General features: G+C 59.3%; 17 protein-coding genes and 1 pseudogene. 11 read left to right on the top strand and 7 right to left on the bottom strand.

Going from position 1 to position 22492, the window contains the following annotated elements:
* Positions 1–3 precede the first annotated feature (3 nt).
* From ACNYC6_RS29855 to ACNYC6_RS29845, 3 genes are all read right to left on the bottom strand, one after another.
* Positions 4–2007, bottom strand: a complete 2004-nt coding sequence (locus ACNYC6_RS29855; RefSeq protein WP_419710453.1) for a hypothetical protein — start codon at positions 2005–2007, stop codon at positions 4–6.
* The gene (locus ACNYC6_RS29850) at positions 1997–2650 is read right to left on the bottom strand and encodes a hypothetical protein (protein WP_419710452.1); all 654 of its coding nucleotides are present in this window, start codon (positions 2648–2650) and stop codon (positions 1997–1999) included. The genes ACNYC6_RS29855 and ACNYC6_RS29850 overlap by 11 nt, the downstream gene beginning before the upstream one ends.
* A gap of 392 nt (positions 2651–3042) precedes the next feature.
* Complete coding sequence (locus ACNYC6_RS29845; RefSeq protein WP_419710451.1) at positions 3043–4188, bottom strand: tyrosine-type recombinase/integrase; 1146 nt, start codon at positions 4186–4188, stop codon at positions 3043–3045.
* 1355 nt (positions 4189–5543) lie between these two features.
* Between ACNYC6_RS29845 and ACNYC6_RS29840 the strand changes: the two genes are divergently transcribed.
* On the top strand, positions 5544–6416 hold the full coding sequence (locus ACNYC6_RS29840; protein WP_419710450.1) for a GNAT family N-acetyltransferase: 873 nt from the start codon (positions 5544–5546) through the stop codon (positions 6414–6416).
* Positions 6416–6918 (top strand): annotated as a pseudogene (locus tag ACNYC6_RS29835) (polysaccharide deacetylase family protein); the annotation flags it as partial. The gene ACNYC6_RS29840 and the pseudogene ACNYC6_RS29835, both read left to right, overlap by 1 nt.
* Positions 6919–6956: 38 nt before the next feature.
* Here ACNYC6_RS29835 and ACNYC6_RS29830 read toward each other — a convergent pair.
* Together ACNYC6_RS29830 and ACNYC6_RS29825 are read right to left on the bottom strand one after the other, a co-directional pair.
* Positions 6957–7724 (bottom strand): SDR family oxidoreductase, encoded by a 768-nt coding sequence (locus ACNYC6_RS29830; RefSeq protein WP_419710449.1) that lies wholly within the window; start codon positions 7722–7724, stop codon positions 6957–6959.
* A 16-nt stretch (positions 7725–7740) separates the two neighbouring features.
* Positions 7741–8478 carry a sulfite exporter TauE/SafE family protein gene (locus ACNYC6_RS29825; RefSeq protein WP_419710448.1) on the bottom strand — a complete coding sequence of 246 codons (738 nt, stop codon included), beginning with the start codon at positions 8476–8478 and terminating at the stop codon, positions 7741–7743.
* 196 nt (positions 8479–8674) lie between these two features.
* Between ACNYC6_RS29825 and ACNYC6_RS29820 the strand changes: the two genes are divergently transcribed.
* A complete protein-coding gene (locus ACNYC6_RS29820; protein ID WP_419710447.1) occupies positions 8675–9985 on the top strand; it encodes an aminotransferase class III-fold pyridoxal phosphate-dependent enzyme in 1311 nt (436 codons plus the stop codon).
* Here the strand turns inward: ACNYC6_RS29820 and ACNYC6_RS29815 are convergent.
* Positions 9982–11475, bottom strand: a complete 1494-nt coding sequence (locus tag ACNYC6_RS29815) for a PLP-dependent aminotransferase family protein (RefSeq protein ID WP_419710446.1) — start codon at positions 11473–11475, stop codon at positions 9982–9984. The two genes, ACNYC6_RS29820 and ACNYC6_RS29815, sit on opposite strands and share 4 nt — an antisense overlap.
* Before the next feature lie 183 nt (positions 11476–11658).
* Between ACNYC6_RS29815 and tauA the strand changes: the two genes are divergently transcribed.
* The 3 genes from tauA to ACNYC6_RS29800 are packed head-to-tail and all read left to right on the top strand — an operon-like array spanning position 11659 to position 14427.
* Positions 11659–12675, top strand: a complete 1017-nt coding sequence (tauA, locus tag ACNYC6_RS29810) for a taurine ABC transporter substrate-binding protein (protein WP_419710445.1) — start codon at positions 11659–11661, stop codon at positions 12673–12675.
* Between the two features lie 46 nt (positions 12676–12721).
* A complete protein-coding gene (locus ACNYC6_RS29805; RefSeq protein WP_419710444.1) occupies positions 12722–13561 on the top strand; it encodes a taurine ABC transporter ATP-binding protein in 840 nt (279 codons plus the stop codon).
* A complete protein-coding gene (locus ACNYC6_RS29800; RefSeq protein ID WP_419710443.1) occupies positions 13558–14427 on the top strand; it encodes an ABC transporter permease subunit in 870 nt (289 codons plus the stop codon). Before ACNYC6_RS29805 ends, ACNYC6_RS29800 begins: the two co-directional genes overlap by 4 nt.
* Positions 14428–14436: 9 nt before the next feature.
* Here ACNYC6_RS29800 and ACNYC6_RS29795 read toward each other — a convergent pair whose 3' ends face one another.
* The gene (locus ACNYC6_RS29795; protein WP_419710442.1) at positions 14437–15135 is read right to left on the bottom strand and encodes a CerR family C-terminal domain-containing protein; all 699 of its coding nucleotides are present in this window, start codon (positions 15133–15135) and stop codon (positions 14437–14439) included.
* A 107-nt stretch (positions 15136–15242) separates the two neighbouring features.
* Between ACNYC6_RS29795 and ACNYC6_RS29790 the strand changes: the two genes are divergently transcribed.
* From ACNYC6_RS29790 to ACNYC6_RS29770, 5 genes are all read left to right on the top strand, one after another.
* The gene (locus tag ACNYC6_RS29790) at positions 15243–16322 is read left to right on the top strand and encodes an HlyD family secretion protein (RefSeq protein ID WP_419710441.1); all 1080 of its coding nucleotides are present in this window, start codon (positions 15243–15245) and stop codon (positions 16320–16322) included.
* Complete coding sequence (locus tag ACNYC6_RS29785) at positions 16315–17883, top strand: MDR family MFS transporter (RefSeq protein WP_419710440.1); 1569 nt, start codon at positions 16315–16317, stop codon at positions 17881–17883. Before ACNYC6_RS29790 ends, ACNYC6_RS29785 begins: the two co-directional genes overlap by 8 nt.
* Positions 17884–17887: 4 nt before the next feature.
* Positions 17888–19312: an efflux transporter outer membrane subunit gene (locus ACNYC6_RS29780; RefSeq protein WP_419710439.1), complete on the top strand. Its 1425-nt coding sequence runs from the start codon at positions 17888–17890 to the stop codon at positions 19310–19312.
* On the top strand, positions 19273–20829 hold the full coding sequence (locus ACNYC6_RS29775; RefSeq protein WP_419710438.1) for a PLP-dependent aminotransferase family protein: 1557 nt from the start codon (positions 19273–19275) through the stop codon (positions 20827–20829). Before ACNYC6_RS29780 ends, ACNYC6_RS29775 begins: the two co-directional genes overlap by 40 nt.
* Positions 20830–21084: 255 nt before the next feature.
* The gene (locus tag ACNYC6_RS29770; RefSeq protein ID WP_419710437.1) at positions 21085–22413 is read left to right on the top strand and encodes a carbohydrate porin; all 1329 of its coding nucleotides are present in this window, start codon (positions 21085–21087) and stop codon (positions 22411–22413) included.
* The last annotated feature ends 79 nt before the right edge of the window (positions 22414–22492 follow it).

Here is a 22492-nt window from a genome sequence, read left to right as displayed (position 1 = left end):
ACATCACCTCATCTTGTTTTTACCGAGCAACTTGTTAAGGTCAGGCATGGGTGCAAAGCTGGAGTGGCTTATTGATTCAGGGTCGATTGATAAAACTGATGGGTATTCTGCACCCTCTATTGCGTCATGGATATTTAAGCTCAGACCAGTTTCATCGGAGAGCCGTTTCGCCTCGGTCGCCTGCCGAGGACTGAGGGGGGATTTAGACTTTTTCATTGCTGCTTTGTTTTTTGTGGTCAAATGCTCCATATACACCTGCACGGGGTTCTGTCCGGTGGCGATGATGACCACCCGTTGAGATACCAGTTTATTGATTGCTTGTCGGGTAGTCAGGCTGTGTTTCAAATCCGCCCAATGCCCCATAGCAACCAACTTTCCTAAAGACTCACCCTGTAACGTGAATGCGTTTAGATATCGAATGTCATCCTCAAAAATTTCGATAATGATTTGTTTTCCGACTAAATGAGCTGCCTGCCTCAACTGATCGCTTGTGTATTTAACCCTTGCAAATTGAATGTGCGGCGCACGACCAGTTTTACGCCCTCCTCTGACGTATACACGTTGCTTTCTAACCAAAATTTCAGAAGAATTCTGCACATCCGCATTCGGGAGCTTGCGCAAAATCAGATGATTATTGTTGGCTGTGATTTTTTGCCGAATATACTCTAAAGGCGACATGTAGAGGCCCTCGGTAGGGCGAGCATTATGCATAGCGATCTCCACATCAAGCACATGCCTAATTTCATCTGCGATGATTCGCTTGGTAACCGCAATTTGCTCAGCTTTGTCCGCTCGACCTTTGCCTGGGCCATGACCCGTTGTAGACGGCATTCGCGAAAATATGCCATTTGCGAAGTCAGCATATAATCGCTCAATAGAGGCTCGTCTTTCAAAGTGTTGCGAAGGCCCAACATTCCAGGAATAACCAAGTTCTTTACGTGATATATCAGTGATCTTTTCAGCAAGGTTAGCCAGCGCACCGTCAAACTTAATCGTTGACCATAATGCTCCTTTGCATTCATCAATAACTTCATTGGGAAAACCTGAGCCTTCTGGATAAATTAGTCCGTCGACTACCGGCAATGGCCGCTCACGATTTGGCAGCAAGGCAAGCCTGAATAGATTGACCACATCTTCGGCATTAACCTCAGGCTTGAACACAAGGATGTAACTTATGACAGCACCCGAAGCAACATCAATCAACGCTATCAGCCATATGCGTTCAATGCGAACAGCTTTGAGCAACCCCTCAGGAGTCATAAACTCAACGGATGAGTGACAGTCGGTGTGGTAGGCATCAACCTCGACTACATCATAGGGCTCGTTAGAGCGAAGATTTGTGCACACACCTTTTCCAACCTTAAGGTGCGCACGCGCCGAAGATTCTTCATTAACTTGTACTGCCTGATCAAAATTGTCATCCATTATTAAGTTTAAATACTTGCTGATGGTTCTTGCGCCCATTAACTCGGCGGTAAATGGCCATTGATCTATTGGCGCTCCCAACTCTCGTAAGGTTTTAAGAAAGACAGAATGGAGAGTTTTAGCACTAATTTTATGTTCGTAAACCGTCCCGCGACCTTCAATTTTAAAAATTTTCTTGCGTAACAATTCTGGCAAGTCTTCATATTTGTCAAGAGTCCAACCAAACGATCCTGCATACCCCCCTCTACCTCCAGCGGTGCAATTTGATGGCGGAGCGATTCGCGTATACGGCGCCAGTCGTATTCTCGGCAATAGGGCGCGACACCCCCATGGACTACCGTCTGGTGAAATCTCAAGACATCTTTTAGCTAAAGATACAACCTGTGGAGGAGCGATTCCCGTCAACTCCTTAATATCTCTTAACCTACCTCCAGCGGAATACATCTCAAGAGCCTGGTACCTTAAGATGTAGATCTCCTTGTCACGATTATTCATATGCGAGACGTTGGGCTTCTGCCAAAATTTAAATTCGTCGCAGGCTTTGTTCTGGATTGCTCCACCTCTGCTCAGTTTAATATTCACGCGGGAAGGCTCCTGATAAATGCCATCGTGTTTGCCGGCCAAAGGAGTCCCTTGACAAATCTACGTCAATTACACCGCGAATCATGTGCCGAACAACAACGCCTGCAACCAGCGACTCCTCGACACCACTGAGAGCCACCAATAGTTGTTTCACCGTTCCTCTTATCATTTGGCGCTCAACCAGGATAAGCTTGTTTTCTAACGCTGCTAATTCATTCCCACGTACGCCAGCACAAAAAGATAGTGAGCTTAAAAGCCGCATAGCCTCAGGGGCCTTTGATAGAATCTCATCAGATGTAACCAATATACGATTAGACTCTAATTTATCGTGATCAATATCATCGATAGAGAGTTTAGGAGCGGTTTTTTTTGTAATCCAAAAGCCCTTAACAGAGCCATCTGCTGTAATCAATTGACCGTCCGGTTCGGCTGGCGCATTTTTATCAAAATACTCATAACTACGTACCTCCGTGTTAGTTTCAAGCCAGCAGATCCAATGAAAAAGTCGCACATCAGAATTTAACGCAAAATCTCGATGCATTTTTTCGCTATAAACCAACCATACGTTATTTGCGCGCCCCCCTTTACCTCCATACTTTTTATAAAGGTTGGTCTTTGCGGTACTTTTTACTGTTTTCGCCATGATGCACTACCACAAAATTCGGCGACCTTGGTTTTAAAATAATCTAGCGCAAAATTTGTGAATGCAAATATACTATTTGCTGATAAAGCGTATGACTGTAAAAAATATAACATGCAGATATAAATGTAACGACGGCGGCCAGCACACCCATGTTTTCGTATACAATTGCCGTAGGGCCGTAATTTTCATTTAAATTTCAACCGGATGGCGTACTCAGAAAACTCATCGCGGAAACTTCACAGTGCATCAGCTCTCTTTACCAGGAGCTTAAAAATACTGAGAGTTGCACTTACAATACAGGCAGTATTTTTTGACCTTTGCGAAAAAGAAAATTTGTTTATAAAAACGCGTTTTGAAAGCCGATTAATACCATATGCACCGACACACATCGATCAAGAAAAATCGTCACCAGCATCTTTAATTGAATATTTTAATATTGAGGGAAGTGACGCCACTATTTTCCTATGAAACTCTTCATCATCACAATAAAAATACTGGGCCGCCACGTCTAACGCCAGATACCCTGCAATTTCTTTTAACTCTTGAACAGTGCTCGTAGTGGAAATATTGGCGAAGCATGAGTGCCTTAACATATATCCGTTAGCGCCATGCAGTGTCGCCGCGACATCATGCCGCCCTCTTTCTCGCAAAAGCCTTATTGCCCCCTCTGCAACATTTTTAATTATTGCTAGTATCGTCGACGGATGTAGACGTCGCAATTTTCCGGTTGCTGGCAACACCAATGGTGTCGCAGCATCGTCCGTCCACGCTACCTGGATGCGAAACACAGTTTTGTAAAAGTCTATCAGCAGAAATAGCTCAGCTGTGATTGCAAGCCTCCGCAAGTCACCGCTATTACCCCTGACAGTTATCCAGCAGACGCCATTTTCGTCACGATTAACATCATCAACGTTTACAGCCACAACCTCCGAAACCAATAACCCGGCTTGCAAAATTATCGAAAACAGTATGGTATCTCTTAATCTTTTTTTCTTTTTTTTCTGACCATCTATCACTTCAAATAGCGCACCAAGTGCTTCTTGGTCCAGAGCACGCCTGAGCACGGGCTTATTAATTCTTGGGGTCTCTAAGGCTTCCGTCGGATCAAGCTCAAGCAGTCCGTTCCGGACGGCCCATTTAAAAAAGCTGCCAACTTGGACTAACGCATATCTGTGTGACGCCTCATTTAATGGGCCAGCAAAAGGACGCCAGCCGTCATTGCATTTCGGATATTTTGTTTTTGATATCCAGATTGAAACAGGCGTCGGTCGCTCTAGAAATTTTGCGTAGCTGGCAATGTCTGCCGGGGCTAGCTCGAGAAGCTTTTTTCGTTGTACTGAAATTGCCCAGAGTAAAAGTCGCTCAATCTCTTTTTTCATTACTCTACGTGTTAGGCTATTTTTCGTACCTTGACTTATCCATTCATCGAGAAGCTTGAAGTCCCCCGCCCAACCCTCAGCGTTGCTTGAGTCCATGACATCTGGTGAGATTCCTGCGGCTCGCAGAAACTCTTCACTGTAGACATGACTAATCATCATCAAGGCCTCTAGTAGCCATACCATGATTTATTAAAGCGTTATTTCATGTCATGACCTTATGATATGGCAAGGGTCCTGTTATAAAATTACTATCTAAGACAGATGGAATTCCTTAAAAAAACATCTGACGCCCGTTTACGCATTTACTTCCATCAACCTCTCATTCCATTATTTGTTTCAGTATTTCAGAAGGTAACTGCTTGAATGAACTTCATGCACACTATAGAATAGAGACTCATGTCTCTGCTTTATATACGATTTTTTATCTTAGTAGTTTTACTCAATTACTTCTGAGCACTCTTCGCGACCTCACGAAAGCATGCCTGTCGTCGGAGCCCCGCAGATCTCGGAAGAAATAGCGGCGAATCGCCCTACATTCGCGTGATCGTGCACCCTATGCGAGTTCGTCTGTTCGCTTGATATAAAGGGTCTTTTTGGTAACAGCTTGTTCGTTTACGGCATTGCTTACGCTACAGGTCCACGTGCAAACACGTCGCTGTGTGAAATCTGCGGCGTTCAGCGTGGAGTTGATGCGCAGATTTCAAGGGCTGCCACACGTGGAAATCACAAACGCCGGTTGATTTACTTGCAGATGCTGCAGGTTTGGCGGTGCACGCCTTGCGTTTGAAGCCTGTGGAGCTTTTCTGCCACCAAATACCCTGGTGGCTCGCCAGAATCTGGTTGGAGGAAAAGCTCAGTACAATGCTCGTCCGATACCGTTGTTAACCACAATTTTGACTTGTTAATCACCGTAGATAACAAGTCAAAAAAAAAGTTTACAGAGTAATGCTGAACCTGCGTGTTAGCCCTTGATTCTCCTGGCGCACCGGGGAATTCAAAGCTCCGCTATGCTGTTCGAACTCTGGGGTTTACCAGTCGAAATGCATACCCCTATTATCACTTGCGTTTCACGGTCAACAGCGACCGTAATCATCGGGTTCGGTAGGCGTTTTCCCGCCTTATCTACCAATATAACGTCGAGCTCAAACGTGCAAATTTCAACAGGCTTTTCCATTGATTGGCACCCTGTTAGATTGGGTTGGAGCTCGTCAGGACGTCATGTCTGACGAGTGATTTGTACTATTGAGGATAGTCTATGTATTTCCAACCGCCTGAGGCACCTTAAAAGTCTTTCTATGGAGAACATAATCCAACTCGACTAAACGGCTATTTAGTTTAGTTATTAATATGCTCTGTTGTTGCAACATTTCATCCCGCTCCCCTACCCCCGATGGAGTTTATCTAAATCCGATAAAATGCCTATATTTCGATAGTTTCAATGCTGGTTCCATCCCTGCTTTATCCCATCTGCTAGCGTTCAACCTACTCAGTTAGCAATTGAGGAGAACTTCGCAGTGTCGAATCAGCTGCTCATACGCAACATGACCCGTCCCGAACTGGACGAGCTCGTCGATTGGGCAGCCCGTGAGGGTTGGAATCCCGGCCTTCACGATGCCGAGCTGTTCTGGGCGGCGGACCCTGCTGCCTTCATCGCGGCGTCCCTGGGCGGCGAATTGATCGGCGGCGGCGCCATCACCTCCTACCATGGCGAATTCGGGTTCATGGGGTTTTTCATCGTCCGGCCTGAATATCGCGGTCAAGGTCTGGGCAATACCCTCTGGCACGCACGCCGCGACCGGCTCCTCGCCCGCCTGCGACCAGGTGCGAGCATCGGCATGGACGGTGCCTTCGCGATGCAGGACTACTATGCCAAGGGTGGTTTCGTCTTCTCCCATCGCAACATGCGTTTTCGTGCCGATGCCGCCAAATGCCCGGTGATCTCGCCGGTAGACGACCAGGACATCGTGCCGTTGGCCAACTTCCCGTTCGATCAAGTTGTCGATTACGACCGCACCTGCTTCCCGGCTGAGCGCGCCACCTTCCTGAGGGGGTGGATTGCCCAGGCCGACGCCCTCGCCGTGGGTTGCCAGCGCGATGGCAAACTCAGCGGCTATGGCGTGGCAAGGCGCTGCCTTGAAGGCTACAAGATCGGCCCCTTGTTCGCCGATGACGCCCTGGCAGCCAATGCCCTCTATGCGCGCCTGGCAGATTTTTCCCAGGGTGCCCCGTTGTTTCTCGATGCCCCGGAGAATAACCCCACCGCGATGACGCTGGTGCAGCAACAGGACATGGTCGAGGATTTCGGCTGCGCACGGATGTACCTCGGCCCTCCCCCGGCGATCGCGCACGAACGTGTGTTCGGCGTCACGACCTTCGAGCTGGGCTGATGGCCGCCCGCGACCTCATCGGTTATGGTGGCTGCCCGCCTCACCCGCGATGGCCAGGTGAGGCGCGCGTCGCGGTGCAGTTCGTCCTCAACATCGAAGAAGGCGCGGAGTCGTGCATCGTCAATGGCGATGCACAGCCGGAGGCCTGGCTGCACGAGCTGCCGGGCCGCCCGCCGCGTGTGAGGGAAGCGGACTTGAGCGTTGAGGGCATGTACGAATACGGATCGCGCGCCGGTGTGTGGCGCATTCTGCAGCTGTTCGGCGCCCGAAACCTCCGCTGACCGCCTTCGCCGTCGGCCGGGCCCTGGAACTCACCCCGGCGATTGGCCATGCGCTCTGCGCTGCCGGGCATGAGATTGCCGGGCACGGCTACCGTTGGCTGGACTATCGCGACATGCCCGAAGACCAGGAGCGGCGCCATATCCGCCTGACCCTCGACGTGATCGAGCAGATCTGCGGTAAGCGCCCCGAGGGTTGGTACACAGGCAGGGTCAGCCAGAACAGGGGGGACCGCGTACGAATCCCCAGGCAGGTCGACATTCAGACCGTCGCGCCACGCTCAATCGCAAAGTTGTTCCAGGCCTGGGTCACCGGCATCACTTCCAGGCTGTTGATGTTGATATGCGCCGGCTGGTTCATCAGCCAGAAGATCGTCTCGGCGATGTCCGCAGGTTGCAGCGGCTGGGCGTTGGCGTACACCGCGTTGTACTTCTGGGTGTCGCCGGCAAAGCGCACCAGGGAAAATTCGCTCTCGCACAAGCCCGGTTCCAGGTTGGTAACCCGCACGCCGGTGCCTTGCAGGTCGCAGCGCAGGTTCAACGAAAACTGCCGAACGAAGGCCTTGGTCGCGCCGTACACGTGGCTGCCGGGGTACGGCCAGTTGCCGGCGATGGAGCCTAGGTTGACGATGCTTGCCCCGGCACCGTGAGCGATCAATCGCGGCAGCAACAGTCGGGTGCTGTAGAGCAGGCCCTTGATGTTGGTGTCGACCATGGTGTCCCAATCATCCAGCGAACAGGCCTGGGCGGCTTCGGTGCCTAGGGCGAGCCCGGCGTTGTTGATTAGCCCGCGCAAGGTTGTGAAGTGCTCCGGCAATTGGTCGATGGCCGTTTGCATGGCGGCGCGATCACGCACGTCCAGGACCAGGGGCAACACATTGCTCTGATTGCCCAATTCGTTGGCCAGGCTCAGCAAGCGTTCTTCACGACGGCCGGTGAGCACCATTGACCAGCCGGCCCGGGCGAAGCGCCGGGCGCAGGCTTCGCCGAATCCGGAAGTAGCGCCGGTGATGAAAACAGTAGGTTGCATGATCAAGCTCCAGAGGTCAGGACCACGACCGGCCCAGCAGGCCGAAGCCCGCCAATGCCAGCAATAGCCATTGGGTGAATCGCGCCGCGTGTTCGGCGCGAATGTGCAGGAACAACCGTTGCCCGATCCACAGCCCTGCCATAAGGGGCAAAAGCAGGGACAGGGCCTGGCGCGGGACTTGGGGGCCGATGGCCTGGGCCGCTGCCAGCCCGGCCAGGGCCGCGAGGTCCACGGCGAAAAAGAACATGATCAAGGTGGCTCGCAGCGTGCGGGCGCGCAGCCCGCAATGGCTGAGCCAGGCGACCACCAGTGGCCCGCCGATGGAAAACGCGGCGATCAACGCCCCGCTGCTACCGCCCACCAGCCAGGCCGCCCAAGGCCCGCGGCCCATGGGCAAGGCCACCCGCGCCAGCCCCAGCAATGCCAGCGTGGCTACCAGCACGTACACCCCAAGGCTCAGCCATTCACTGTCGAGCCCGGTCAATAGCCAGATGCCGCAGGGCACGCCAATCGCCGCCGCGAGCAGGATCCGCCGCAGCAACGGGTAATCGGCCTGGGCCCAGGCGTCGCGCAGCAGCATCAGGCTGGACGCCACCTCCAGGCACAACACCAGGGGCACGGCGTCGCTCAATGCGCCGAGCATCGCCAGGCCGACGATTGCGATGGCCGCGAACCCGAACCCGGTAAGACCACGCACGACGGCGGCCACCAGCACGCACAACGCACTCAAGGTCCAATTCAATTCCGGGCTCATGGCGCGCTCCTTTGACAGTGGCGCCACTCTAGTCAGGCATCGGTCCACGCTTTAGAGCCAGATGGGCTTTTTAATGGGTCCAGTGCCTGGCGTTCTGGCTCCATCGAAATGCCAAACTGGATCTAAGTACGCCACGCCTGCATGGCTAGGCTGCGGGGCAACCGGCCGATCCGTGCCCGCCCTCAGGAGTAACCCCATGGCAACGAACCTCAACCATCAATGGATGCCCTTCACCGACAACCGGGAGTTCCAACGCGCCCCACAACTGTTCGTCCGCGCCGAAGGTGTGCGCTACTGGACATCCGAGGGTCGTGAGCTGCTCGACGGCAGTTCGGGGCTGTTCTGCTGCGCGGCCGGGCATGGCCGTACCGAAATCGCTGAGGCGGTGTGCAAGCAATTGCTGACCCTGGATTTCACCCCGCATTTCCAGCGCGCCTCCCCCTTGTCCTTCGAACTGGCCGAACGCCTGAGCGAACTGCTGCCCGCGGGCTTGAACAAGCTGTTCTTCACCAACTCGGGTTCCGAGTCGGTCGACAGCGCCATGAAGATCGCCCTGGCTTACCACCGCGCCCGTGGCCAGGCCCAACGCACCCGTTTCGTCTCGCGTGAATGGGCCTACCACGGGGTCAATTTCGGCGGCGTGGCCCTGTCGGGCATGATGCGCAACCGCCAGGCCTTCGCCACTGGCGGCTTGCCCCACGTCAGTCACATGCGCCACACCTGGCAGGAAGAGCAGCGCTATCAATTGGGCGAACCGGCCCAGGGCGCGGACCTGGCCAGCGACCTCGAGCGCATCATCGCCACCCACGGTGCGGACAGCATCGCGGCGTGCTTTGTCGAGCCCATCGCCGGTTCCATCGGCGTCTATGTACCACCGGCTGGCTACCTCAAGCGCCTGCGCGACATTTGCGACCGCCACGGCATCCTGCTGGTGTTCGACGAAGTGATCACTGGCTTCGGTCGTACCGGCGAGGCTTTTGCCGCACAGAGTTTTTCGGTCAAGCCCGACATCATCACCATGGCCAAGGCCTTGACCAACGGAGCGATCCCCATGGGCGCGGTGGCCGTCGACGAGTCTATCTACGACACCGTGGTCGGGGCCAGCCAGGGCCAGGGGCCGGAGCTGTTCCACGGCTACACCTACTCCGGTCACCCGGCCGCGTGCGCCGCCGCCCTGGCATCACTGGACATCTACCGCGATGAAGACCTGTTCGGTCGCGGTCGACAATTGGCGCCTTACTTCTTGGAATCGCTGAGCGGCCTGCGCGGGCTGCCCCAGGTCAGTGACTTGCGCGGCTACGGCCTGCTCAGCGGCATCCAGCTGACCCCGGGAGCCGCACCCGGCGCCAAGGGCGCGCAGGTGCAGCGGGCGCTATACGATGCCGGCCTGCACGTGAAGACCACGGGCGACGCGATCATCTTCGCCCCGGCGCTGGTGGCCAGCCGCAAGGATGTGGACGCGATGTTCGACGTGCTCAAGGGCACCCTCGCCCAGGAAAACCTCTAGGTCGGTTCGGCCTGGCGCAACTCGCGCCAGGCCTTGCCCAGCGCTGCGATGCCGGGCTCGATCAACACCTCGGCGATCGCACCGAAGCCCAGGCGGAAGTAACAGCCCGTACGCCCCTCCCCCAGAAAATGAATATCCCCAGGCTCAATCAACACGCCGTGGCGGGCGACCCTGCGTTGTAACGCCCAGGCGTCCACCGCCGGTGGGCCGCTGACCCAGATCGATGAACCACCGGCCATGCCACTGGCGTGACACTCAGGCAAATGTTCGGCCAGGGCGCGGCTGATCACCCGCCATTTGCGCGCCAGCCGATCACGCAGGCGTCGGGCGTGGGCGTCGTAATGCCCCATGGCCAGGAACAGCGCCAGAATGCGCTGGTTGTTCGACGGTGGATGGCGATACATGTAGCGGCGCAGTGCGCGCAGTTCGTGGATCAGCTCGGCATCGGCGGCAATGAACCCCAACCGTACGCCCGGCAATAGGCTCTTGGTCAGGCTGCCCAGGTAAATCACTCGGCCACTGTCGTCATAACTTTTGAGCGCAGGATGATTGCTGCCCAGAAAGTTCTGCTCGCTTTCGTAGTCGTCCTCGATGATCAGAAAGTCATGCTCGCGGGCGCTCGCCAACAACTCCAGACGCCGGTACAGGGGCATCGTCACGCCGGTCGGCGATTGATGGCTGGGCGTGCAGAAGAGCATTTCGCACCCCTGCAATTGCGCGTCCACAACCAGGCCCTGGCGGTCGATGCGCAACGGACGCAGGGTGCAGCCGGTGAGGCTGAAAATGTTCCGTGCATCCACATAACCGGGTTCTTCCAGGCCCATTACAAGGCCAGGACGGCCCAGCAGGCGCGCGAGCATGTACAGTGAATTCTGCGTGCCGATGGTCACCAGCAATTGCTCGGGCCGAGCCTGGATACCGCGTTTGGGCAAGACCCGCTGGATGATCTGTTCAACCAGCAGCGGATCGTCAAGCATCACCTGGTCATCGACCCAGCTGCGCATGTGCGCACCACTGGCGGCGATCCGTGTGCAATCGCGCCAGCGCGCGGCGGTCTGCTCGTCGTCCTCGATCTGCCCATAGATGAATGGATAACGATACTCGCGCCAGTTGCGCGGCTTGACGATGGCGCGCATTTGCGCCGACCTGGTTTGCAACCGATGCTCCCAGTCCGGCGCATGATCGGGCCGTTCGAAGAGTGCCGGGGATTTCGGCCGCAGGCTGACGTTGAGTTGCTGGCGCAAAAATTTTTCATTAATGAAAAAGCCGCGCCGGTCCGAGGGTGTGAGGTAACCGTCCTGCACCAGTTGTTCGTAGACCAGCACCACCGTGTTGCGCGACACCTTGAGCAACTGGCACAGCTTGCGCGATGACGGCATGGCATCGCTGGGCGGCAGCGCGCCATCGAGAATGGCGTTGAGCAGGCTCTCGCGAAGTTGCTCCTGCAAACCGCGCCCAGCTTCGAACGGACGAAAATAACGCTCCAACATGGTTCCCACTCCCTGCATGACGCACCCCGATGGCGCACCCGTTGCGCTGCACGCCTTGCCCATCAAGGCCTGGCGCGATAGCTGGCACCAAAGCCCGGCGCAACTGGATCTAAAGCAAGCAACGGGCCGGCCCTAAGATCTAGGCGTGCCAAAAACAATGCCTTCCCCCTTAGGAGCCACACCATGCTCAAGCCCCTGTACCGATGGATCCGCCGCTCCCTGCTGTTACCCGCCGCCGCGCTGTCCCTGGGCCTTGCCACCACGGCCCAGGCGCAGACGGTGACGATCGGCGTGCAAAGCATGTTCGCGCCGTGGAAGAACGCCATTGCCCAGAAGCAGTTCGAAGCGGCTACTGGCTGGGATATCCAGTGGCGCAACTTCGACAGCGGTGGCGACGTGATGCTGGCCATGGCCTCCGGTGACGTACAGATTGGCGTGGCCGGCAGCAGCCCGATTGCCGCCGCCGTGAGCCGTGGCGTGGACGCCCAGTTGTTCTGGATCCTCGACAACATCAATGACGCCGAAGCCCTGGTGGTGCGCAATGGCAGCGGCATCGTCGCGCCCCAGGACCTGGCGGGTAAAACCCTGGCCGTGCCTTTCGTTTCCACCACGCACTTTCATGCCCTGTTTGCCCTGGAGCAATTCGGCCTCAGTGGCAAGGTCAAGGTCATCAACCTGCAGCCTTCGGACATTCCGGCCGCCTGGGAGCGCGGCGACATCGACGCGGCGTTCATCTGGGATCCGGCTTTGGGTCGTCTCAAGCAAAGCGGCCAGGTGTTGTTGACGTCCGGGCAATTGACCCAATGGGGCAAGGCCACCTTCGACGGCATCGTGGTCGACCGCAAGTTCGCCGCCGAGCACAGCGCCGGCATGCTCGCCTTGACCAAGGTGTTGCAGGCCAGCACCGCCGACTACGTGAAGGCGCCCGGCAACTGGACCGCCGATTCGCCGCAAGTGATCAACGTGGCGCGCCAGTCCGGTGCCAAGCCGGACGAAGTGCCCCCCGTGCTGGCTCTCTACCAGTTCCCGCTGGCCACCGAACAGGCCGGTGCCAACTGGCTCGGAGCCGGCAAGGACGGCGGCGCGGCCAAGGCGTTGGCGGCCACCGCAGCCTTCCTGAAAGAGCAGAAGAAAATCCCGGCGTTGCTGCCCGACTACAGCGTCGCCATCAACCCTGGCTTCGTCCAGGCCGCCCAGTAACCCCTGCAACGGGCGGCAGAAGTCGCCCCTCCACGAGGAAAAAGCCATGGGCCTGAGCCTGAAAATCCATGACGTGTCGGTGCACTACCCCGGCCAGCAAAAAGGCCAGCGGGTGACGGCCCTGGCCGGGGTCAACCTGGACATCGCCAGCGGCGATTTCGTTGTCGCGCTGGGAGCATCGGGCTGCGGCAAGACCACCCTGCTCAACCTGATGGCCGGCTTCATCCAGCCCAGTAGTGGGCTGATCACCCTGGGCGATTTCCACGGCCAGGTGCCGCAACAGACCTCGGCGGTGGCACAACTGCGCGATCAAGTCACAGGGCCAGGCCCCGAACGCGGCGTGGTGTTCCAGAAACATGCGTTGCTGCCCTGGTTGAATGTGCTCGATAACGTCGCCTTCGGCCTGAAACTGCGCGGCGTGGCCAGGGCCGAACGTGAAGAGCGCGCACGGCACTTCCTGCAGCTCACGGGGCTGGAGGATTTCGCCGGCCACGAGGTGTATCAGCTGTCCGGCGGCATGCAGCAACGGGTAGGCATCGCTCGGGCACTGACCAACGATCCGCAAATGCTGTTGCTGGACGAACCGCTCGGCGCACTGGATGCGCTGACCCGCGAGCGCTTGCAGGAATTGATCCTGCAGATCTGGCAACGCACCCAAAAAATGATGTTCTTCATCACCCATGACGTCGAGGAAGCCCTGTTCATGGCCACCCGGCTGATCATCATGTCGCCGCGCCCGGGTCGCATCACTCACCAGTTCCCGATCGATTTCGGACGGCGCTTTCTCGCCGGCCAGGACGCCCGAACGGTGAAGTCCAGTGCCGATTTCATTGCCCTGCGCGAGCAGGTGCTGAGCATTATCCACGGTGATGAGGAGGCCGCATGAGCCTGTTGGACGAGAAACAACGCAACGCCGTGCTGCGCGCCCTCAACGAACTGCGGCGCGCCGCCCCGGCGCGACCGGGCGAGCAGTACGGTGCGCCGGGCAATGGATCGAGCCTGGTCTTGAGCCTGGTCACTGTGACGCTGGCGTTTGCCCTCTGGTACATCGCGACCAATGCCGGTTGGGTCAAGCCGCTGTTCCTGCCCTCCCCCCAGGCTGTATGGGCGCAATTACTGGACGTGGCCCAAGAGGGTTTCGCCGACGCGACCTTGCTCAATCACATTGGCTGGAGTGCGCTGCGTGTCTTCGGTGCGTTCGTCCTGGCGGTGCTCACGGCGATCCCGGTGGGGATCATGATGGGCGTGAACCGGGTGGCCCGAGGGATATTCGATCCGCTGGTGGAGTTCTACCGGCCATTGCCGCCCCTGGCGTATTTGCCATTGGTGGTGATCTGGATGGGCATCGGCGAGGGCTCCAAGGTGCTGCTGATCTACCTGGCGATGTTCGCCCCGTTGGCCCTCAGCGCCCGCGCCGGGGTCAAGTCGGTGGCCATCGAGCAGATTCATGCCGCCTACTCCATGGGCGCCAGTCGCGCCCAGGTGCTGCGTCACGTGATCATGCCGGCGGCGTTGCCGGAGGTATTGACCGGCATGCGCATCGCCATCGGTTTCGGCTGGACCACGCTGGTGGCGGCCGAAATGGTCGCGGCCACCGCGGGCCTGGGCTTCATGGTGCTGACCGCCTCCAAATTCATGGCCACCGATGTGGTGATCATGGGCATCCTGGTGATCGGCGCCATGGCCCTGCTGTTCGACCTGGGCATGCGCTGGCTGGAACGGCGCCTGGTGCCGTGGAAGGGCAAGGCCTGAGACCCGCGATCAGTCCGGGCGCAACGCCCCGAGTTGATAGAAGGTCTGCTCGCGCACGATCTTCATCAGGCGGTCGAAGCGCTCGCGATCGATGATCTTCCAGCCCAGCGCATCCATGGTACTGCTGCGGGTTTGATGGAACGGCAGCACCTGGCCATGCAGGGTGATGGCGCGGATCGCGCATTCGTCGTCGACCACCGCCCGGCCCAGTAGCCGGGCGATGATCGCGCTGTTGACCGCCATGATCGGTTTGCCAATGCGTTCAGTCACCTGTTCCATGCCGGAAGTCGGCCCGAGCCCCGCCTGCTCGCGGGCATACAGCAGGCGCCACGGGTGGGCCTCGGTGGACATCAGCATGTATTCGGCGGCGCGCAGCTGGATCGACCAGAACGCTTCCATCAGCGCCGGCGCATCGGCTTCGCCATCCAGCACCGCCTGGGCGCCTTCCACCGTTTCGGCCAGGTGCGCCCAGATACAGGCCACCATGTGCTCGGTGCACGCCAGGTACACCCCCTCCTTGTTCTTGAAATAGTAATTGAGCGCCGGTGCATTGACCCCTGCATGCTCGGCAATGTCGCGGGTGGACGCGCCTTCGAAGCCTTTTTCGCCGAACAGTCTCAGGGCCGCCTCGATGATTCGGGCGCTGGTTTCATCGCCGCACGAGTAGCCACCTTCATGGGTGGGACGACGTCGGGGGGTGTTGGACATGGACAACTCCAGAGCAGGACAGAATGGAAGTGTGCCTGAAATTATATCGGTTGACATAATTTTACCGATCGTAATAATTATAACAACTGATAAAAATTGAGGTTCACATGACCGCGATACTGGCTGTTGACGAAACAGCGCTGGCCACCCCGCCCCAGCGCACCCGCAAACGCCAGTGGGTATGGCTCGCCGGTACCTCCGCAGTGCTCGGCCTGGTGTTGTGGGGCGCGCACTGGTGGACCACCGGGCGCTTCATCGAGAGCACCAATGATGCCTACGTGCAGGCTGACAGCATGATCGCGGTGCCCCGGGTGGGCGGTTCGGTGGCTGAGGTCTACGTCACCGATAACCAGCAAGTCAGCGTCGGCCAGCCCCTGGTACGCATCGACAGCCGCGCCTTTCAGGCCGCCCAGGATCAGTCCGCCGCCAGCCTGGCTGCGCACAAGGCCGACATTGCCCGGGGCGAGGCTGAACTGGCGCAGCAACGCGCCGACATCGTTCAGGCCCAGGCACAATTGCAAGGCGAAATCGCCAACCAGGCCTATGCCGCCGCGCAAATCAAACGCTATGAACCGCTGACCCGCACCGGTGCCGAAACCGAAGAGCGCATGGAGCAGTTGCGTAATGCCTGGCAGCAGGCGACCACCAGCCGTAATGCCCGTGCTGCTCAGGTCCAGGTGGCCGAACGGCGCCTGGTGACGTTGCAAGCGGCTATCGAGCAGGCCCGTGCGCAATTCCAAGGCGCTGACGCCAAGCAGCGCCAGTCACAGTTGGACCTGCAGGACACCATCGTGCGCAGCAGCCTGGCCGGGCGGGTGGCCGATCGCAGCGTGCGCGTGGGTCAATACGTACAACCCGGTACGCGGTTGATGACCGTGGTGCCGCTTGACCAGTTGTACATCACCGCCAACTTCAAGGAAACGCAGATCGGCGCCATGCATCCGGGCCAGGCGGTGTCGGTGAAGGTCGATGCCCTGCCCGGGGTGGTGCTGCATGGCAACGTCGACAGCCTGGCGCCGGGCACGGGCTCGCAGTTCGCCCTGTTGCCGGCGCAGAACGCCACCGGCAATTTCACCAAGATCGTCCAGCGCGTACCGGTGCGCATCCAGCTGCAAGCCGACCCGCAGTGGCGCGAAAGCCTGCTGCCGGGGTTGTCGGTGACCGTCGAAGTCGACACCCGTGGCTAACCCATCGGCGATACCCGCCGCCAAAGCCAGCACCGGTGACTGGATCGCCGTGGCCGCCGGAGCCCTTGGCGCCCTGATGGCGACGCTGGACATCTCCATCACCAACGCCGCCTTGCCGCAGATCCAGGGCCAGATCGGCGCCACCGGCACCGAGGGCACCTGGATCTCGACGGCCTACCTGATGTCGGAGATCGTCATGATCCCCCTCGCCGCCTGGTTGACCCGAGTGTTCGGGCTGCGCAACTTCCTGGTCGGCAATGCGATTTTATTCACCCTGTTCTCGGTCATGTGCGGGCTCTCGCAAAGCCTGCCGCAGATGATCATCGGCCGTCTGGGCCAAGGGTTCACGGGCGGCGCGATGATCCCTACCGCGCAAGTGCTGGTGGCCACGCGCCTGCCGCCCCGGCAGATGCCCATCGGCATGACGCTGTTCGGCCTGATCGTGCTGCTCGGCCCGTTGCTGGGCCCGGTGCTGGGCGGCTGGCTGACCGAAAACCTGGATTGGCGATGGTGCTTTTTCGTCAACCTGGGGCCGTGCGCAGTGTTGCTGATGCTGCTCAACCTGGGCCTGCCCAAGGACCGGGTGCATTGGCCGGCGTTTTTCAAGGCTGACTGGCTGGGCATTGTCGGCCTGACCCTGGGACTCAGTGCGCTGACCGTGGTACTGGAAGAAGGTCACCGCGAACGCTGGTTCGAGTCGCTGCTGATCATCGAACTGAGCCTGTTGGCGGTAGGGGGCGCGATCATGCTGCTGATCGGACAGAAGCTGGCCCGGCAGCCGATCGTGTGCCTGCGGCTGATGCTCAACCCGGCCTTCGCCAGCGTGATCGTGATTGTCTTTGTCATCGGCGGCGGACTGTACGGCGTGGCCTATCTGTTGCCGCAGTTCCTTGCCCTGGTGCCCGGTTATAACGCGCAGCAATCCGGCGCGGTAATGCTGATGTCCGGCTTGCCGGCGTTCCTGATGATCCCCATCCTCCCGCGGCTGTTGGGCCGGGTCGATGCGCGCCTGCTGGTGATCACCGGCCTGGGTTGCCTGGCGATCAGTTGCGTGTTCGCCAGCAGCCTGACCGCCGCCAGCGTCGGCCACGACTTCACTCGCTCGCAATTGCTGCTGGGCCTTGGCCAGATCATGGCGATGATGCCGCTCAATCGAGCGTCCATGGGCTCGGTCGAACGCGAACAGGTGGCCGATGCCGCCGGTCTGTACAACATGGCCCGCAACCTCGGCGGCTCGGTGGGCCTGGCCTTGATGGGGACGTTCATCGAACAGCGCAACGCGTTGCACGATGACCGCCTGCGCGAAGCCGTGACGGCTAATTCTCAACTGGGCCAGTCTTACCTTGCCGACACGGCCCAGGGATTTTTCGCCCAGCACGGCGACGCGGCCCACGCCGGTCTGCAGGCCCTGGCGCAATTCGCCAACCAGATCGCCCAACAGGCGCAGGTCTTGACCTACTCGGAAACCTTCCATGTGCTCAGTGTGTTGCTGTTGCTGTGCATCCCCTTGGCGCTTCTTTTGAAAATGCCGACCCCGGGCACCCCGACGGCAGGGCACTGACACCATGAAATCCATCAACGCCGCTACCTGTCTCACCCTCGGCTGCCTGCTCCTGGCAGGCTGCACCCTGGGCCCCGATTATCAAGGCCCCGGCAGCGTCGCCCCCAAGGCGTTCGAACAAGGCTTCGCCCGCGCCCCTGCGGACCTGTCGCACGCGGCGCCCCAGGCCAGCGCCTGGTGGCGAACCCTGAACGACACACAACTCGATGCATTGGTCGAAACCGCCCTGCACGACAGCCCGACCTTGCAGGTCACCCTCGCCAAGCTGCGCCAAGCCCGTGCCGGTGCCGCCTTGCAGCGGGGCCAGGGGCTGCCCAAGGTGGGCTCGAGCGCCGCATTTTTGCATGCCGGTTCTGCCGGCGACAGCGCCGACACCGATCTCATCCTAGGTGCCTTCGACGCCAGTTGGGAGCTCGATCTGTTTGGTGCCAACCGCCGCGCCGTCGAAGCGGCCGAAGCCCAGGCGCAAGTCGCGCTGCATGACCTGGCCGATGCCCAGGTACAACTGAGCGCCGAAGTCGCCCTGAACTACCTGGGCTTGCGCGACCAGCAACAACGTGCCGCCCTCGCCCGCCAGTCCCAGGCACTGGAAGAACAGACCCTGGCGCTTACCGAGCAGCGGCGTGCCGGCGGCACGGCCTCGCAGCTGGACCTCGAGCGCATCCAGACCCAGGTGCAGACCACGCGTGCGGCGATCATCGCGCTCGACGGCGCAGTACTCGAGTCCCTCGATCAACTGGCGCTGTTGTGCGGACAGGCACCGGCAAGCCTGGATGCACAGTTGAGCACAATGCAGCCCTTGCCCGACCTGCCGGTGAACCTGTCCATCGGCGATCCGGCGCAACTGCTGCGTCAGCGTCCCGACATTCGCGCCGCCGAACGTGAACTGGCGAGCTACACGGCGAACATCGGCCAGCAGCGCGCGGGAGCATTTCCCAAGGTCAGCCTGTTCGGCAGCCTGAGCGTGGCCAGCAGCGACGGCGGTTCGCTGCTGCGCAAGGACAACCTGTCCTGGCTGGGTGTGCCCTATCTGCAATGGGACGTACTGGATTTTGGCCGCAACGCCGCCCGCGTCGATCAGGCCGAAGCGCGTCGCGATCAAGCACAGGCCCAATACGCCGCCGTGGTGCTGGCCGCCCTGCGCGACGCGAACGTGGCCCTCTCGCGGTTTGGCACCGATCGGCAGAACATCGTCGCCCAAGCACAGGTCGAAGCTTCGGCCAGCCGCGCCGCCGCCCTGACCCGACAACGCTATCGCGCCGGCACCAGCACCGCGCTGGGCTGGCTGGATGCGGAACGTACGCACTTCAGCGCCCAACAGGATCTGGTCCAGCGCCAGGCGCAGTTGCTCAAAGACTACGTAGCCTTGCACAAGAGTCTTGGGTTAGGGTGGCAGGCAACGCCTCCGTTGTTGACCCGAATACCTTGACCCCGACCCTGACCCGCGCCGGCAAGCATGACTTGATGTGGCGCCAATTGCTCCCCAAGGCCCGCCGCAATGACGAGCCCTTGCAGGTGCAGCTGTGCACGGCGTTCGTCACCGCGATACTGGACGGCCGGCTGCCCTTTGGCACACGGTTGCCATCGGGGCGCGACCTGGCCCAGTTGACCGGCGTCTCGCGCAATACGGCGGTGCTGGTCTACGAACGGCTGAGCGCCGAGGGCTATATCGAATCGCGCTTGCGCGACGGTTTTTTTGTCTGCGGCGACATCCCGCCCACGCAAATCGCGCAAGAGCTTGAGCCCGCTTCCAGCGCCCAGCCCGATTGGAACCTGCGCCTCAAGGCTCGAAGCGACGGGGTGCCTTGGGCTGACCGCCCGAATGCCTGGCGGCGTGTGCGCTACCCCTTTGTCTATGGCCAATTCGAACCCCGTCAGTTTCCATTGTCGCAATGGCGCCAGTGCACGCGCCAGGCCAATGAGCTCAAGGCAGTCGACCGTTGGTGGCTGGAGGGTGAGGATGCCGGCAGTGCACAGCTGATCGATCAACTGATTCGCCGGGTTTTGCCGCGCCGGGGCATCGCCGCCACCCGCGATCAGGTATTGCTGACACTGGGCCGCCAGCAGAGCTTTTATTTGCTGGCCCGGCTTTTAGTGCGCGATGGCGCGCGCATAGGTTTTGAAGACCCGGGGTTCATGGACCCGCGCAACGTGTTCACCTGCAACCGCGCGCAGGTGGTGCCGCTGCCGGTCGACGAACAGGGAGTGGTACCCACGACTGAATACGCCAATTGCGATTACCTGTATTGCACCCCAGGCTACCAATGCCCCACGGGTGTCACCCTGAGCCAGGAGCGTCGCGCCACTTTGCTGGCGATGGCCGCACAGCACGACCAGGTGATTATCGAGGACGATGACGATCCCGAGACCCAGTACGACGGCCAAGCGTTGCCCGCGCTCAAGGCCCAGGACCGCAACTCCCGGGTGATCTACCTCAGCAGCCTGTCCAAAATACTCTCACCGGGGTTGTGCATCGGCTACATCGTCGCACCAACGCCGGTGATCGAGCGATTGCGCCAGTTGCAACGGCTGATGATCCGGCAAATTCCCGGCAACAACCAGGTGGCCGCCGCGCTGTTCATCCAGCAAGGGCATTACGACCGACTGTTGCAACAAGCCCGGGAAAGACTCGGCCAGCGCGCCGCGCTGATCACCCAGGCCCTGCGTGACTACCTGCCCGAGGCGGATTTTATTGTCCCCAGCGGTGGAGCCACCCTGTGGTTGCGTCTGCCCCAATGCCACGACCTGACGCAGTTGTATATGGAAGGCCAGGCCAAAGGTGTGCTGTTCGACCCCTGCACCGCGTTCTATCTGGACCCGGCCGACTGCGCGGCCAACCCGTCATTGCGCCTGGGTTTCGGCTCGATCGCCATGGACGCCATCGTCCCTGGCATCAAAGAGTTGAGCCAGGTGATCAGGGCGAATTGGTTGCGCTGGAAACGCTGATCGTGCCCAATCCAAACGCACCAGGGCATGCAGCTGCACCATCCCCGCGCAAAGCTTTCCCTTGAGAACTTTCCCGGCACTTTCCTGCGTCCCTGCATCTGGCTCTCCCCCTTATAAACCAGGCCTTTGACTGGCCCCATCGATAGATTCCGTTGGCGCCATGCGCTGGTGGCGAATATGCACGGATAGTCGGGCTGCAACCCGGTGGCGAAGACTGTCGGGTGTCGTCCTACTTGACTGATACAGGATGGGGAAATGTTGAAGATGCGATCCATGCAGTACTCGATGAAAGCCTACTTGATCGCGTTGGCCTGGGCCGGTTGTGCCGCTGCCAACGCCGCTGGCAGCGAAAGTTCGGCCGCTGCACCCAAGCCCACATGTATGAACTACGACCAATACCTGACCCGCGCCGAAATCGTTATCAAGTCCGTGCCGGTTTGTGCCCGCATCAGCCCGGAACTCGGTGGCCTGCGTGAGGCCCTGGCCGAGCACGGTGTCGGCTTTACCGCGACTTCCTACAATGGATATACCTATGACGTGCTCGGGCACAACGACAAGCCTCAGATGTACAACGGGCAGAACCCCAGCTACAACGCGTCCTTGAACACCTACCTGACCTACGACCTAACCCGCGTGGGTTTTGCCAACGACGCGCAATTCACTCTCGCCGCGCAATGGGTGGGCGCCAACTACACGCCAGCCAACCCGCGTGTCACCACCATGACCGTGTTTGCAATCAACCAGTCGTTCTTTAACCATCAGCTTGAACTGGAATATGGCTATATCACCGGCGTACGCCTGTTCTACGGCATTGCTCTGGGTGGCAACGCCTCCACGGCGGCCCTGGGCCCAAGCAGCGTGGTGCCGTTCCAGGTGGGCATGTCAGCCACCGAGCCGACGCCGACCCTTAACGTGATCGTGCGTGATCCGTCGCTGCGTTATTACAACAGCTTCGCGGTGACCCGCAGCGTCAGCCCAGGCGGCATAGCCCAGGACGTGGAAGACAACCCCAGCGGCTTTCGCCTGAAGGTACCGAACGCCAAGGCACTGTTCATCGATGAGTTCGGCTACAAGCGCGCCGCCAGCGCCAGCGAGAATTCGGCCTGGTTTCGCGCCGGCGCGTTGTACAACACCAGTCAATACACCGAGTTCAAGACCGGCGAGAAATCCGACAACAACTACGGAATGTACCTGGCCGGCACCCTGCAGGTCAGCAAACCGTGGGGCGATGCGCGGGGGTGGTACCTGGACAGCAAGGTCGACTATTCGCCGGACTCGGTCAACGCCATCAACAAGGCCGTTCAGTTCACCGCGTTCAACGTGGGGCCCTTCGTCAACCGGCCGGCGGACATGCTCGCGTTCGGCGTGACCAAGAGCTACTACAGCAAAGAATTGCGTGACGTGTACGCCGGCTATCGCATGGACACCGCAGGCTATACGCTGGCCGCGACCGCCTCCTACGCCGCCCGGTTGACGAGCGGCATCTACCTGATCAGCGGTCTGACTTACACCCATAACCCGGTGTTCACCCCGGTGCACAGCGATGCACTGTTGTTGCAGGAGTCGCTGAACTTCCTGTTCTGAGTACACCCGTACTTCACACCCTCTTGACCGAAGACGCCCTGCTTCCAGCCCCTGGTTTTCTGGAACGGGTCCCTGCACA

This window comes from Pseudomonas sp. NFX224 (genome assembly GCF_048565165.1).
In the GTDB taxonomy this organism is placed as follows: Bacteria; Pseudomonadota; Gammaproteobacteria; order Pseudomonadales; family Pseudomonadaceae; genus Aquipseudomonas.
This window is presented reverse-complemented; position numbering and strand designations above follow the sequence as displayed.